The sequence below is a fragment of the Streptomyces sp. NPDC093252 genome, assembly GCF_040683675.1.
Taxonomy (GTDB): domain Bacteria; phylum Actinomycetota; class Actinomycetes; order Streptomycetales; family Streptomycetaceae; genus Streptomyces.
Window position 1 is genome coordinate 67,421 of the sequence record NZ_JBFBEM010000002.1, and the last position, 13,440, is coordinate 80,860.

12 protein-coding genes are annotated in these 13,440 nt (G+C 73.0%); 5 read left to right on the forward strand and 7 right to left on the reverse strand.

Features of this window, described 5'->3' with window-relative positions; genetic code table 11:
- Positions 1-131: 131 nt before the first annotated feature.
- Together AB0O01_RS03520 and AB0O01_RS03525 are read right to left on the reverse strand one after the other, a co-directional pair.
- On the reverse strand, positions 132-764 hold the full coding sequence (locus AB0O01_RS03520; RefSeq protein WP_365310620.1) for a TetR/AcrR family transcriptional regulator: 633 nt from the start codon (positions 762-764) through the stop codon (positions 132-134).
- Between the two features lie 90 nt (positions 765-854).
- Positions 855-2,444, reverse strand: a complete 1,590-nt coding sequence (locus tag AB0O01_RS03525; protein WP_365310622.1) for an MFS transporter — start codon at positions 2,442-2,444, stop codon at positions 855-857.
- 210 nt (positions 2,445-2,654) lie between these two features.
- Here AB0O01_RS03525 and panB point away from each other — a divergent pair, with 210 nt between their 5' ends.
- The 3 genes from panB to AB0O01_RS03540 all read left to right on the forward strand — a co-directional run bounded on the left by panB (position 2,655) and on the right by AB0O01_RS03540 (position 5,653).
- Positions 2,655-3,521, forward strand: a complete 867-nt coding sequence (gene panB, locus AB0O01_RS03530; protein WP_365310624.1) for a 3-methyl-2-oxobutanoate hydroxymethyltransferase — start codon at positions 2,655-2,657, stop codon at positions 3,519-3,521.
- 276 nt (positions 3,522-3,797) lie between these two features.
- Positions 3,798-4,823, forward strand: coding sequence for an ATP-binding cassette domain-containing protein (locus AB0O01_RS03535; RefSeq protein WP_365310626.1), 1,026 nt, complete (start codon positions 3,798-3,800; stop codon positions 4,821-4,823).
- The gene (locus AB0O01_RS03540; protein ID WP_365310628.1) at positions 4,820-5,653 is read left to right on the forward strand and encodes an ABC transporter permease; all 834 of its coding nucleotides are present in this window, start codon (positions 4,820-4,822) and stop codon (positions 5,651-5,653) included. The genes AB0O01_RS03535 and AB0O01_RS03540 overlap by 4 nt, the downstream gene beginning before the upstream one ends.
- A gap of 27 nt (positions 5,654-5,680) precedes the next feature.
- Here AB0O01_RS03540 and AB0O01_RS03545 read toward each other — a convergent pair whose 3' ends face one another.
- Positions 5,681-8,932 carry a BTAD domain-containing putative transcriptional regulator gene (locus AB0O01_RS03545; protein ID WP_365310630.1) on the reverse strand — a complete coding sequence of 1,084 codons (3,252 nt, stop codon included), beginning with the start codon at positions 8,930-8,932 and terminating at the stop codon, positions 5,681-5,683.
- Positions 8,933-9,297: 365 nt separating this feature from the next.
- Between AB0O01_RS03545 and AB0O01_RS03550 the strand changes: the two genes are divergently transcribed.
- Positions 9,298-10,095, forward strand: coding sequence for a site-2 protease family protein (locus tag AB0O01_RS03550; protein WP_365310632.1), 798 nt, complete (start codon positions 9,298-9,300; stop codon positions 10,093-10,095).
- Here the strand turns inward: AB0O01_RS03550 and AB0O01_RS03555 are convergent.
- From AB0O01_RS03555 to AB0O01_RS03565, 3 genes are all read right to left on the reverse strand, one after another.
- Positions 10,085-10,270: a hypothetical protein gene (locus AB0O01_RS03555; RefSeq protein WP_365310634.1), complete on the reverse strand. Its 186-nt coding sequence runs from the start codon at positions 10,268-10,270 to the stop codon at positions 10,085-10,087. The two genes, AB0O01_RS03550 and AB0O01_RS03555, sit on opposite strands and share 11 nt — an antisense overlap.
- Positions 10,271-10,368: 98 nt before the next feature.
- The gene (gene npdG, locus AB0O01_RS03560; protein ID WP_365310636.1) at positions 10,369-11,091 is read right to left on the reverse strand and encodes an NADPH-dependent F420 reductase; all 723 of its coding nucleotides are present in this window, start codon (positions 11,089-11,091) and stop codon (positions 10,369-10,371) included.
- A 30-nt stretch (positions 11,092-11,121) separates the two neighbouring features.
- Positions 11,122-12,231, reverse strand: coding sequence for a sialidase family protein (locus AB0O01_RS03565; protein ID WP_365310638.1), 1,110 nt, complete (start codon positions 12,229-12,231; stop codon positions 11,122-11,124).
- A 141-nt stretch (positions 12,232-12,372) separates the two neighbouring features.
- Here AB0O01_RS03565 and AB0O01_RS03570 point away from each other — a divergent pair, with 141 nt between their 5' ends.
- Positions 12,373-12,987: a hypothetical protein gene (locus tag AB0O01_RS03570; RefSeq protein WP_365310640.1), complete on the forward strand. Its 615-nt coding sequence runs from the start codon at positions 12,373-12,375 to the stop codon at positions 12,985-12,987.
- A 182-nt stretch (positions 12,988-13,169) separates the two neighbouring features.
- Here the strand turns inward: AB0O01_RS03570 and AB0O01_RS03575 are convergent, their stop codons facing one another.
- Positions 13,170-13,400, reverse strand: coding sequence for a hypothetical protein (locus AB0O01_RS03575; protein WP_365310642.1), 231 nt, complete (start codon positions 13,398-13,400; stop codon positions 13,170-13,172).
- Positions 13,401-13,440 lie beyond the last annotated feature (40 nt).

Below are 13,440 nucleotides of genomic sequence, written 5' to 3' on the forward strand. Positions count from 1 at the left end.
ACGAACGAAGGGGTTTCCCAAGTTCCGGTTCCCCGTACCGAACGCGTGCTCTGTAACGAAACGCGCATATTCGCCGACCCGGAACCTGTCCGGAAAGAGGTGTCTTCTCCGGCGTGGCGCGGTCGGCGCGGTCAGGGGTCCGGGGTGGCGGGCGGGCGAAGTCCGGTGAGAAGTGTGTCGACAATCTCCTCGGCGAGCAGGTCGGGCAGTTCGCCGTCGGGGCGCATGACCGCGCGGACCAGCATCGGGCCCATGAAGAGGTCGCTGAGGAGTTCGAGGTCGAGATCGGTGCGGAGTTCGCCGTCGCGCTGGCCCCGGCGCAGCACCTGGCGGGTCAGTTCGTGCCGGGGCGCGACGACGGTGCTGTGGTACTCCTCCCACAGCCGCGGGTTGCTCTTCATCTGGGCGTGGACGGTGTAGAGCATCGCCGAGCCCCGGTTGGCGAGTCCGCGGCGGCGCAGGGACTCCAGCAGCACCACGAGGTCGTCCCGCATGGAGGTGCCGGGCAGGGGCGGCTCGGGCGGCTCGGCGGCGCGCAGCACCTCGACGAAGAGGGCCTCCTTGCCGCTCCAGCGGCGGTAGATGGCGGCCTTGCCGACCCCGGCGGTCCGGGCGATCCGCTCGATGGACAGCTCGGCGAACGGGACCCCCTCCTCCAGGAGTTTCATGGCGCCCTCCAGGATGGCGCGCTCCACGGCCTCGCTGCGGGGGCGTCCCTTGGGAGCGCCGCCGTTCGTCGGCCGGTCGCCTGCGGGGCTGTTCACGTCACTCCGTTCCGTGGTGCTGTGCACTGCGGTGCCGTTCACCGGTGGGGGCGGCGGGGTGCGCCGCGTCCCCGATCATTGTCCTCCGCGTCACTCCCCCGCGCCGACCAGCTCCGTCTCCTTGCCGGGCTGCCGGTCCGGGGCCGGCCGTCCCGGCAGGCACAGGCCCACCACCAGGGCGCCGGCCAGGGCGACGCCCGCGCCGCACAGGGCGGTGAGGTGCATGGCGTGCAGGAAGGCGTCGTTGGCGGGGGTGATCAGGGCGCTGCCCTCGGGGCCGAGCCGGGCGGCGACGGCGAGGGTGGCCTCGATGGACTCGCCTGCGGTGTGCCGCAGCCCGGCGGGGAGGGCGGTGAGGCTGTCCTCGATGCCGGAGCGGTAGGCGGCGGAGAGCACCGAGCCGAGGACGGCGATGCCGAGGGCGCCGCCGACCTGGCGGAAGGTGTTGCTGAGGGCGGAGGCGGAACCGGCCTTCTCGCGGGGCAGGGCCTGCATGACGACGACGCTGATCGGGGTCATGATGTGGGCCATCGCGGTGCCCATGAGGAAGAAGACGACCTCCAGGATCCAGATCGGCGTGTCGGTGTCGAAGGTGGCGAACGCGGCGAGCATGGCCGCGATCAGCAGCATGGCGCCGGTGGTGGTGGCGCGGATGCCGATCCGGTCGACGACCAGCCGGGCGCGCGGGGCGAAGACCAGTTGGGCGACGGCGAGCGGGAGCAGCAGCAGTCCGGTCTCCAGCGGGGAGTAGCCGCGCACGCTCTGGGTGTAGAAGACGGAGAAGAAGGTCACGCCCATCAGGGCGAAGAAGACCAGCGCGATGACCGCGATGGCGGCCGAGAACACCTTGTTCCTGAAGTACCCGATGTCGATGGAGGGATGGTCGCTGCGCTTCTCGAACAGCACGAAGCCGATCAGGACGGCGAGTCCGGCGCCGATGGTGGCGAGGACGGCCGGGTCGGTGAAGTCGGCGAGTTCGCCGCCCCGGATGATGCCGAAGACCAGCAGGACCAGGCCGACGACGGAGAGCAGGACGCCGATCGGGTCGATCCGGCCGGGCCGGGGGTCGCGGGAGTCGGGGACCAGCCAGATCATCAGACCGAGGGCGAGGATCACGATCGGGACATTGATCAGGAAGACCGAGCCCCACCAGAAGTGGTCGAGCAGGATCCCGCCGGTGATCGGGCCGACGGCGATGGCGAGTCCGACCCCGCCGGCCCAGATGCCGATGGCCTTGGGCTGCTCGTCCCGCTCGAAGACGTTCATCAGCACGGCGAGGGTGGCGGGCATCACGAAGGCGGCGCCGAGGCCCATGACCGCGCGGAAGCCGATCAGTTCGCCCGGCGATCCGGCGGAGGCGGCCAACGCCGAGCCGACGCCGAACACGACGAGCCCGCCCAGCAGCACCTTCTTGCGCCCGAGCCGGTCGCCGAGGAGCCCGGCGGAGAACAGCAGACCGGCGAAGACCAGGGTGTAGGCGTTGATCGCCCACTCCAGTTCGCTCTGGGTGGCGCCGAGGCCGGTCGGGGCCGGGGTGGAGATCGTCTTGACGGCGACATTGAGGATCGAGTTGTCGAGCACCACGATCAGCAGGCTCAGCATCAGCGCACCGAGGATCGCCCAGCGGCGCCGGTGCACCTCGGCCGGTATGCGCGAGGCGGGGACGGCAGGAGTAGTCATGGCGGCGAGCGTAGCGAATTACGATACGAGACCGTGCCGTATCGTAAATCTTTACCCTGCTCTTTACCGCGCCCTTACGTCAGCCGCCGCCGGGTGGGGCGAGGTACGTGACGTGGGTCCCCTGGTCCTCTCCGGGACGAGGTGCCACCATGGAGGGGATCCCGGGACGCCGTCAGGGCGCCTGGAGATGACTTTGAAGGAGCCGTTGCCATGACGCAGCTCTCGGCTGCCCGTGCCCCTTCCTCCGACGGCAGCAAAGCGCTGTACGGAGGCAAGAGCACCCGGCGTATCACCGTCCGCGACATCGCCCTCGCCAAGGAGCGCGGCGAGAAGTGGCCCATGCTCACCGCCTACGACGCGATGACCGCGTCCGTCTTCGACGAGGCCGGGATCCCGGTGCTCCTGGTCGGCGACTCGGCGGGCAATGTCCACCTCGGCTACGAGACGACCGTGCCCGTCACCCTCGACGAGGTGACCATGCTGTCCGCGGCCGTGGTGCGCGGCACCCGCCGTGCCCTGATCGTCGGCGACCTGCCCTTCGGCTCCTACCAGGAGGGCCCGGTGCAGGCGCTGCGCTCGGCGACCCGGCTGATCAAGGAGGCCGGGGTCGGCGCGGTCAAGCTGGAGGGCGGCGAGCGCTCGCACCGGCAGATCGAGCTGCTGGTGGAGTCCGGCATCCCGGTGATGGCCCACATCGGCCTCACCCCGCAGTCCGTGAACTCCATGGGCTACCGGGTGCAGGGGCGCGGCGAGGAGGCGGCGGCGCAGTTGCTGCGCGATGCCAAGGCCGTGCAGGACGCGGGCGCGTTCTCGGTGGTGCTGGAGTTGGTCCCGGCGGAGCTGGCCGCCGAGGTGACCCGCACGCTCCAGATCCCGACCGTCGGCATCGGCGCGGGCCCGGAGACGGACGCGCAGGTGCTGGTCTGGACGGACATGCTGGGCCTGACCGACGGGCGGGTACCGAAGTTCGTCAAGCAGTACGGGGACCTCCGGGGGGTTATCGGGGGGGCGGCGAGGGCGTTCGCGGAGGATGTCGTCGGGGGGGCGTTCCCGGCGGAGGAGCATTCCGTTCACTGACATCTGATCACTGACCATTCCTGGCACCACCGGGCGGCTCGCCGATCGTCCCCCATCGGCGGGCCGCCCCATTGGTGCGTCGTCGGGTGCGGGCCGGTGGGGCTCGTTCGCGCAGTTCCCCGCGCCCCTAGAAGAAGGGCGCTGCCGCCGACGGTCTTTTCAGGGGCGCGGGGAACTGCGCGAACGGCCACAGCGGACCCGCACCCGGCACACGACGTCACCCCCCTGTCGGTCGCCTGTCGGCGTTTTGTCGGTGGGGCTTGCGAAGCTCGCGGCATGACACGAAACGACAAAGACCCCCGCGGCGAAGAGATCGCCGTGAGCGTCAGGGGACTGGTCAAGCACTACGGCGAGACCAAGGCGCTGGACGGCGTCGATCTGGAGGTGCGGGAGGGGACCGTCATGGGGGTCCTCGGCCCCAACGGCGCCGGCAAGACCACCCTCGTCAGGATCCTCTCCACCCTGCTCGCCCCCGACGCCGGACGGGCGACCGTCGCCGGGTTCGACGTGGTGCGCCAGCCCCGGATGCTGCGCCGGGTGATCGGGCTCACCGGGCAGTACGCCTCGGTCGACGAGAAGATCCCCGGCTGGGAGAACCTCTATATGATCGGCCGCCTCCTGGACCTGCCCCGCAGGGACGCCCGTGCCCGCGCCGACGAACTGCTGGAGCGCTTCTCCCTCACCGAGGCCGCGCGCCGCCCGGTGAGCACCTACTCCGGCGGGATGCGCCGCCGCCTCGACCTGGCCGCGTCCATGATCGGCCGCCCCGAGGTGCTGTTCCTGGACGAGCCGACCACCGGACTGGACCCGCGGACCCGCAACGAGGTCTGGGCCGAGGTGAAGGCCATGGTCGGCGACGGGGTGACCGTGCTGCTGACCACCCAGTACATGGAGGAGGCCGAGCAGCTCGCCTCCGAGCTGACCGTGGTCGACCGCGGCACGGTGATCGCCAACGGCGGGATCGAGGAGCTGAAGGCCAAGGTCGGCGGGCGCACCCTGCGGATCAGGCCGGCCGACCCGCTCCAGCTCCGCCCCCTCGCCCACGCCCTGGACGGGCTGGGTCTGACCGGGCTCGCCGCCACCACCGTCGACACCGAGCGCGGCAGCGTCCTCGTGCCGATCCTCAGCGACGAGCAGCTCACCGCGGTGACCGGCGCGGTGGTGGCCCGGGGGCTGACGATCAGCTCCATAGTCACCGAGCTGCCCAGCCTGGACGAGGTGTTCCTGTCCCTGACCGGACGCCGGGCGAGCACCCCGCAGGACACCGAGTCCGCCACCGACCGCGAGGAGGTCGCCGTATGAGCGCCGTCACCACCACCGAGCTGAAGGCGCCCCGCGGGGTCAAGGACGATGCCCGGATCCCGCTGCGCGGGCATCTGCGCCACACCGGCGCGCTGGTCCGGCGCAATCTGCTGTGGATCCGCCAGGACCCGGAGTCGATGTTCGACGCCCTGCTGATGCCGGTCGTGTTCACCCTGCTGTTCGTGTACGTCTTCGGCGGCTCGATCGGCCAGGCGCTGGGCGGCGGCCAGGACGGCTATGTCCAGTACGTCATCCCGGGCATGCTCGCGATGATGAGCATGACGTTGTCGCAGAGCGTCGGCACCGGCTTCAGCCAGGACTTCAACACCGGGGTGATGGACCGCTTCCGGTCGCTGCCGATCGGGCGCGGCTCGGTGCTGTTCGCGAAGATCTCGGTGGAGCTGCTGCGGATGCTGTTCGCCACGGCGGTGCTGATGGTCGTCGCGGTGCTGGTCGGCTTCGACATCGCGCACTGGGCGGGGCTGTTCGCGGCGGTGGGGCTGTCGACGGTGTTCGCCTCGTCGATCATGTGGGTGTTCCTCACCCTGGGGGTGATCCTGAAGAACGCGCAGTCGGTGCAGGCGATGGGCTTCCTGGTGCTGTTCCCGCTCCAGTTCGGCTCCTCGATCTTCGCCCCGACCTCCTCCATGCCGGGCTGGCTCCAGGCGTTCACCGACTACAACCCGCTGTCCACGCTGGCCGACGCGGCGCGCGGGCTGATGGTGGGCGGTCCGGTCGCGCAGGATCTGTGGGTGACGCTGGCCTGGTCGGCGGGGATCACGGCGGTGATGGCACCGGTGGCGATCCACAAGTTCCGGACGAAGAGCTGAGCGGGCCGGGTGACCGGGCGGGCGGGGTCACAGCAGGGCGGCGGCCTCCTCGGGGGAGAGGCCGGCGCCCTCGGCGAACCGGGCCTCGTACCGGTCGTCGCCGAGCGCCGCGCGGGCGGAGGCGACGGCCCGGTCCCGGGACTTCCGCTCCGTGCAGGACGCCACATGGCCGGGCGGCAGCAGGGCCGCCGCCGCGCCCAGACAGCGGGCGGCGTCCTCGGCGCGGCGCCCGTCCTCGGCCTCGGCGAGCGCGATGGCGGCGGTGGTGAGGTACACCGACTGCACGGTGGGCTGGATGGACTGGGCCACCGGGTCGGCGGCCTTCGCCAGGGCCCGCCGGGCGTTCTCCAGACAGGACGCGTGGTCGCCGTCGACGGCGTCGAGCCAGGCCTCGGTGCCGAGCAGGAAGGCGTCGAAGAAGAGGAAGTGCGCGAGGTGGAAGTCCTCCCGCAGGGTGCGCAGTTCGTCCCGGGCCTCGGGGCTGCGGCCGGTCGCGCCGAGGACGCCGATCAGGAACAGCCGGGCGGCGGGGCGGGCCTCGCCGTACACGGTCTCGTCCTCGTCCAGGATGCGCCGCAGCAGTTTCTCGGCGGCCTGGTACCGGCCGGCCTCGGCCAGGGTGCCGCCGAGCCGGGCGGCGAGCACGGCGGCCTGGCTGCGGGCGCCGAGCCGTTCGGCCTGGAGGATGGCGGACTCGAAGTCGGCGGCGGCCAGGTCGTGCTCGCCGCGCCGCTCGTTGGCCTCACCGCGGGCCGACAGCGCCTCCGCCTGGCCCCACAGATCGCCCAGCCGGCGGTGGATCTCCAGGGACTCGTCGGCGTCGCGGACGGCGTCACCGGCCCAGTCGCTGCGGTTGGCGAGGATGCTGGCCCGCATCTGGAGGACGCTGGCCAGCTCCCACGCGTGGTCCGGGGTGCGGCGGCAGGTGTCGACGGCGGCGTCGATGATGTCACGCAGCCGTTCGGCGCCGCCGCTGAGCATCACGGCGAAGAACCAGAACAGGCCGGGGACCCGGCAGACCTGGGGCATCCCGGGTTCGTAGACCTCGGTGATGGTGCGCAGCTTCTGCCGGCCGCGCTCGGTCTGCCAGGACTCCATCTCGGTGTCCATACAGGCGACATGGGCCAGATGGACCCCCCGGCGGGCCTCGATCAGGGCCTCGCCGACCAGGGGCGGCGGGGCCGCCGTGACCCGTTCCAGGACCGGCCTGGCGCGGGGCGCGGGCTCGGCGAAGGGGTCGGGGCCCAGCGCCATCACCTCGCCGAACCAGCCGCGCGCCTCGATCCGCAGATCGCGAATCTGCCAGTACCAGATCATCGAGTGGACGAGGCTCAGCGCCTCCTGCTCGTCGCGGGCGGCGACGGCCCGGCGCAGGGCACCCCGAATATTCTCGTACTCGCGTTCGAGTCCGGCGATGGCCTCGCGCTGCCCGGCGCCGCGCAGCCCGCGGTCCGCGTGGCGGGCGTACTCGCGGTAGTGGACGAGATGGGCGCGCTCGGCGCCGGGGCGGGCGCCGGACTCGTCCAGGCGTTCGGCGGCGTACTCGGCGACGGTCTCCAGCAGCCGGTAGCGCATCCCGGCGCCGTCCACGGGGGCGGCGACCACGAGGGACTTGTCGACCAGGGTGCCGAGGGCGTCGAGCGCGGCGGGCCCGCAGACGGCCTCGGCGGCGGTCAGGTCGCAGCCGCCGGAGAACACCGACAGCCGCCGCAGCACCTCGCGTTCGCCGTCGTCCAGGAGGTCCCAGGACCAGTCGACGACCGCGCGCAGGGTCTGCTGGCGGGGCAGCGCGGTGCGGCTCCCGGCGGTGAGGAGCCGGAAGCGGTCGTCCAGACGGTCGGCGATCTGGCGGGGGGTGAGCATCCTGAGCCGGGCCGCCGCGAGTTCGATGCCGAGCGGGAGGCCGTCCAGGCGGCGGCAGATCTCGGCGGCGGCCTCCGGGTCGTCCTCGATCCGGAAGCCGGGGCGGGCGGCGGCGCCCCGGTCGGCGAGCAGCCGCAGCGCGGACGGCTCCGGCAGCGGCTCCACCGGGTGCAGCAGCTCACCGGGCACCCCGAGCGGCTCCCGGCTGGTGGCGAGGACGGTGAGGCGGGGGCAGCGGGCGAGGAGTTCCTCGGCGAGCCGGGCGGCGGCCTCGACGACATGCTCGCAGTTGTCCAGGACGATCAGCATCCGGCGGGGCCCGCAGTGCTCGACCAGCCGGTCGACGGGGTCGTCGTACCGGTCCGCGACGGCGGCCCGGATCTCCTCGGCACCGGCCCCGTAGAGCACGGTCTGGCGGGCGCCGAGCGCGGTGAGCACCGCCTCGGGGACGGCGGCCGGATCGGTGACGGGGGCCAGCTCCGCCAGCCACACCCCGTCCGGGGCGGTGTCCCGCGCGGTCTCGGCGGCCTCCTGGGACAGCCGGGTCTTGCCCGCGCCGCCGGGGCCGAGCAGGGTCACCAGGCGTGCGGTGGCAAGGGCGGCGCGGATCGCCCCGATATCGGCGTCCCGGCCGACGAAGGAGGTGAGGCGGGCCCGCAGATTGCCGGGCGGGCGGGCCGGGGGTGGGGGCGGCTCGTCGGCGGCGAGCAGTTCGGCGTGCAGGGCGCGCAGTTCCGGCCCCGGGTCCGACCCGAGGCGGTCGGCGAGCAGCCGGCGTACGCCGTCGTAGGCGGCCAGGGCCTCGGCCGGGCGGCCGGTGTCGCGCAGGGCGCGCAGCCGCAGCGCCTGGAGGGGTTCGTCCAGCGGGTGGGCGTCGCACAGGGCGGTCAGCTCCGGCAGCGCCCGGTCGGCGGCGCCGAGCGCGAGAGCGGCGGTGAGCCGGGCGCGGCGGGCGTCGAGCCGCCGGGTCTCGCAGCGGGCCGCGTGCGCGCTGCGGTCGGGGAGGTCGGCGAGGGCGGGGCCCTGCCAGAGGGCGAGGGCGTCGTCGAGGAGGTCGGCGGCCTTGGCGGGGTCGCCGTCGGCCAGGGCGCGGCGGCCCTCGTCGGTGAGGCGCTCGAAGCGGTGCAGGTCGATGTCGTCGGGGGTGGCGGCGAGACGGTAGCCGCCTGCGGCGGACTCCACGGCGGAGGCGCCGAGCGCGCGGCGCAGCCGGCCGATGAGCGCCTGGAGGGCGGCGGGGGCGTCGGCGGGCGGGTCGCCGTCCCACACCTGGTCCACGAGGGAGGTCACCGGGAGGATGCGGCCGGAGCGCAGGGCGAGCGCGGTGAGCAGGGCGCGCAGGCGGGGGCCGCCGAGGGGGATGGGGGTGCCGTCGGGGTGGGAGGCGTGGGTGGGGCCGAGAATCCTGTAGCGCACCGGTCCATTGTCCCTGGGCGGGCGGTGTGTGGGGGCGGGTGCGGGTGCGTTGGGGTTGGTTGCGCAGTTCCCCGCGCCCCTGGGAGGGGGTGTGTGCGGTCGTCGTGTGGGTGCGGGTGCGTTGTGGCTGGTCGCGCCCGCGCGGCGGAGCCGCAAATCGACACAGTCCCGCGCCCCTGGGGGGTGGGGGTGGCGGTCGTTGTGACAGTGCGGGTGCGTTGTGGTTGATCGCGCAGTTCCTCCCCCAGAGGGGGTGCCCCCAGCGCCCCTAAGGGCATTACCTGGTCGTTCCCTGGGTGGAACCCGTGGTGGTGGCGGTACGTTTCCCCGGGTACCGTCCCGTTCTATTCGCTGGAGTTCGCCCCATGGCCACCGCATCCATCCGTTCCGACCGGCGGATCAGTCCGGTGTTTCTCGGGATTGTCGCCGTGACGGCGGTGACGGGGTGGGCGGCCTGGACCGGGTTCGCCGAGCAGCCGGGGCTGGCGGTGTTCCTGTTCGTGACCGGGGCGTGGATCGTGTCGCTCTGTCTGCACGAGTACGCGCACGCCCGGACCGCCCTGCACAGCGGGGACATCTCGGTGGGCGCCAAGGGCTATCTCACGCTGAATCCGCTGAAGTACACGCATGCGCTGCTGAGCATCGTGCTGCCGGTGATCTTTGTGATCCTGGGCGGGATCGGGCTTCCCGGCGGTGCGGTGTTCATCGAGCGGGGGCGGATCCGGGGGCGCTGGAAGCACTCGCTGATCTCGGCGGCGGGGCCGCTGACGAACGTGCTGTTCGCGATCGTGTGCACGGCCCCGTTCTGGCTGGACGCGCTGTCCGGCGTACCGGCCGACTTCCGGTACGCGCTGGCGTTCCTCGCGCTGCTCCAGGTGACGGCGGCGATCCTGAACTTCCTGCCGGTGCCGGGGCTGGACGGCTACGGGGTGATCGAGCCCTGGCTGTCGTACAAGGTGCGGCGGCAGGTGGAGCCGTTCGCTCCGTTCGGGCTGCTGTTCGTGTTCGCGCTGCTGTGGGTGCCGGCCGTCAACGGGGCCTTCTTCGACGCGATCGACGCGATCCTCGGCGGGCTCGGCATCAGCGAGGTGGACAGCTACTGCGGCCGGGATCTGTACCGGTTCTGGCAGGAGGGCAACCCGTACTGCTCGGTCAGCCCGTGACCGAGCGCTGCCGCGCCGCCCGGCCGCGCCGGGCGTAGTACCAGGTCATATTGGACGACAGCCCCGCGAGCAGCACCCAGACGATGCCCAGCCAGTTGCCCTGGACGAAGGAGACGACGGCCGCGGCGACGGCGAGGACGCAGACGATCAGGGCGTAGAGGGCCAGGCGGGGCATCGGGGTCGGCTCCTGTCGGGACGCGGGGAAGACGAGGGGGACACGGGGAAGGGTGCGCCGGAATCGCTCCGGTGCGTCCACCAGTGTCCCCCATCGGCTCAGACGTCGGTGACCCGGAGCCCGGCGTGGGCCTTGTAGCGGCGGTTGACCGAGATCAGATTGGCCACCAGGGACTCCACCTGGTGGGCGTTGCGCAGCCGCCCGGCGAAGACACCCCGCATGCCGGGGAGGCGCCCGGCGAGCGCCTGGACGATCTCCACATCGGCGCGGTCCTCGCCGAGCACCATCACATCGGTGTCGATCTCGTCGATCTCCGGATCCTGGAGCAGGACGGCGGAGAGGTGGTGGAAGGCGGCGGTGACCCGCGAGTCCGGGAGCAGGGCGGCGGCCTGCTGGGCGGCGCTGCCCTCCTCGGGCTTGAGGGCGTAGGCGCCCTGCTTGTCGAAGCCGAGCGGGTTGACGCAGTCGACGACCAGCTTCCCGGCGAGTTCGGCGCGCAGCGCGGCGAGGGTGTCGCCGTGGCCGTCCCAGGGGACGGCGACGATCACGATGTCGCTGCGGCGGGCCGTCTCCGCGTTGTCGGCGCCCTCGATGCCCAGTCCGATCTCGTCCGCGGCGGCCTGGGCGCGCTCGGCGGCCCGGGAGCCGATGATCACCTTCTGTCCGGCGCGGGCGAGCCGGTAGGCGAGGCCCTTGCCCTGCGGTCCGGTCCCGCCGAGCACCCCGACGACCAGCCCGGAGACATCGGGCAGGTCCCAGGGGTCCTTGGCGGGGGCCTTCCGCGCTGCGGAACCGTTGGCGGCACTATCCGTAGAGGTCATGGGCCGACCTTACGTCCCGGGCCGCCCCGCTCAGCCGGTGAGGCGTGTCACGGGGATCCGCCGGAAGACGATCCGCTCGTACGCCCCGAAGTCGCCGGTCTCGTGGAGCAGTCCGAGGGTGCGGGCGTCGACCCGGGCCAGGTCGGAGTAGGCGGCGGGCAGTCCGTCGGCGGTGAACACCGGGCGCCAGGTGGTGCCGCCGTCGAGGGAGGCGCGGACGGTCATCAGGGCGCGGGCGTCCCACAGCGCGGGCCCGGCGTAGAGCAGGACGTCGGGGCCGCGGAGCTGGAGCACGCTGCCCTGGCAGACGGGGGTGGTGAGACCGGCCTGCGGGCGGAAGGGCAGGGCGAGGGTGCGTCCGCCGTCGTGGGAGTGGGCGTCGGCGCGGTTGCCGGGTGAGCGGGAGTCGTTGCGGGCGTTGAAGTAGACGCGGCCGTCGGGGAGTTCGGCGGCCATGGTCTCGTTGACGTTGATGTATCCGTCGGTGTTCTGGTCGAGGTAGCCCAGGTACCAGGTCGCGCCCCGGTCGTCGCTGAGCAGGCAGTGGCCGCTGTTGTACTGCGGTGCGGCGCCGCTGGTGCCGGGGTCGGGCGGCAGGGTGTGGTTGCCGGGGACCACGACCCGGCCGCCGGTGAGCTGAATGCCGTGGCCGGGGGTGGTGGCGTACCAGCGCCAGCCGGGCCGTTTGACCTGGTCGGTGATGTCGGCGGCGGGGGACCAGGTCAGCCCGTCGTCGTCGCTGTGCTGGACCCAGACGCGGCGGCCGTCGGCGTCGGAGACCTTGCCGTCGAGGATGAGCGCCTCGGAGGCGGCGGCGGCGGAGCGGACATGGACGAGGAGGATCCGGCCGGTGTCCAGGACGACCGGGGCGGGGTTGCCGGCCAGGTTCACGCCGTTGCTCGCGGCGACCCGGAGGGGGCCCCAGGTGCGTCCGCCGTCGGTGGAGCGTTTGAGGACGATGTCGATCCGGCCCCAGTCCTTGCTGGAGTCGACCCGCCCCTCGCAGAAGGCGAGCAGCGTCCCGGCGGCGGTGGCGACCAGCGCCGGGATCCGGAAACTGGCATAGCCCTCCTGCCCGGCCCGGAAGGGCACGGAGGGGGGCGGGGTGGACGGTGCGGTGGGGGGTGCGGTGGGGGGCATACGCGGCTCCTGGTCGGGGTACGGGGGCATGGTGCCAGGGCGGGGGCGCCGGGGCGGCCGTATCGCGGGGGTGTGCCCAGGACGGGCGAATCCGGGGTGAACGCCGGGTCACGGACGGCGTGGTGCGGCAGGATGCGGGCCATGGATGCCGTACGGGTCGCGCTGCTGCGCGAGGTGCTCGCCGGGACGGAATGGCTGGGGGCGACGCGGGGTTTCGCGGGCGCGCTGCGGGGCTCGGTCGTCTCGCACGGCGGGGGGCTGCTGCTGGTCGGGACCCGGGAGTACGAGCCCTGGCATCTGGCGGCGCATCTGGCGGACGAGGCCGCCTGGTCCGGGACGCCGGAACTGGCCCCGACCCTGGTCCGGCACGCGGCCCGGCCCGCCGACCCGGCGCATCTCGCGGTGGGCCTCGGCCGCATCGAGGCGGCCCGGCGCGGGGAGACCCTGCTGGTGGTGGCGCCGGACGAGCCGGGCTCACGGCTCCTGGAGCGGGTGCACGACGCCCGGCGGGCCGGGGTGACAGTACTGGCACTGGGCTCGGGGCAGCGGGAGCGGGAGCGGGAGCTGTCGGTCATGGCCCACGAGTTCCTCGCGGTACCGGAGGGCGGGGAACTGGACCTGGACACCGTCCAGCACCTGGTGAGCGCGGCGGCCGGGGAGAACATCCGCCCGACACCCCGGGGCCGAAGCCGCCTGCGGGACCGGGTGTCCCGCCTGGCGGACCATTTGACGGCGCCCCCACCGGCGCGCTGGTAGACGGGGACGGCGGCGCAAGGGTGCAGGCAGAGGCCGCGAACCCGCGCGTACGGGGTGCCGCCGCGCCCACCCGTGCCGCCCTGCGGCACGACTGCCCGCAGCTATGCGGGTTTCAGGGGCGCGGGGAACTGCGCGACCAGCCACCACGCACCCGCACCCGACAACGCACCCCCACCCCCACCTCAGCCCTCGTCCCCCTCCCCCCGCGGAGCGTCATCCCACCGAGGATCCGTCTCCCACTCAAGATTCCGCTCCCGAGCCGTGGCCATCGCCTGCTCCGCCTCCCCCCGCGTGGCATACGGCCCGAACCGGTCCTTCGCCGGGCACTCGGGCCCTTCCTCGACCTTCTTGTGCTCCAGGCAGTAGTACCACTCGCCCGGCTTCGCGGCCGTGCGCTTCTTGAACAGGGCCATGAGCGGCTCCTTTCGCCTCTGACATGGTCCCCCATGCCCG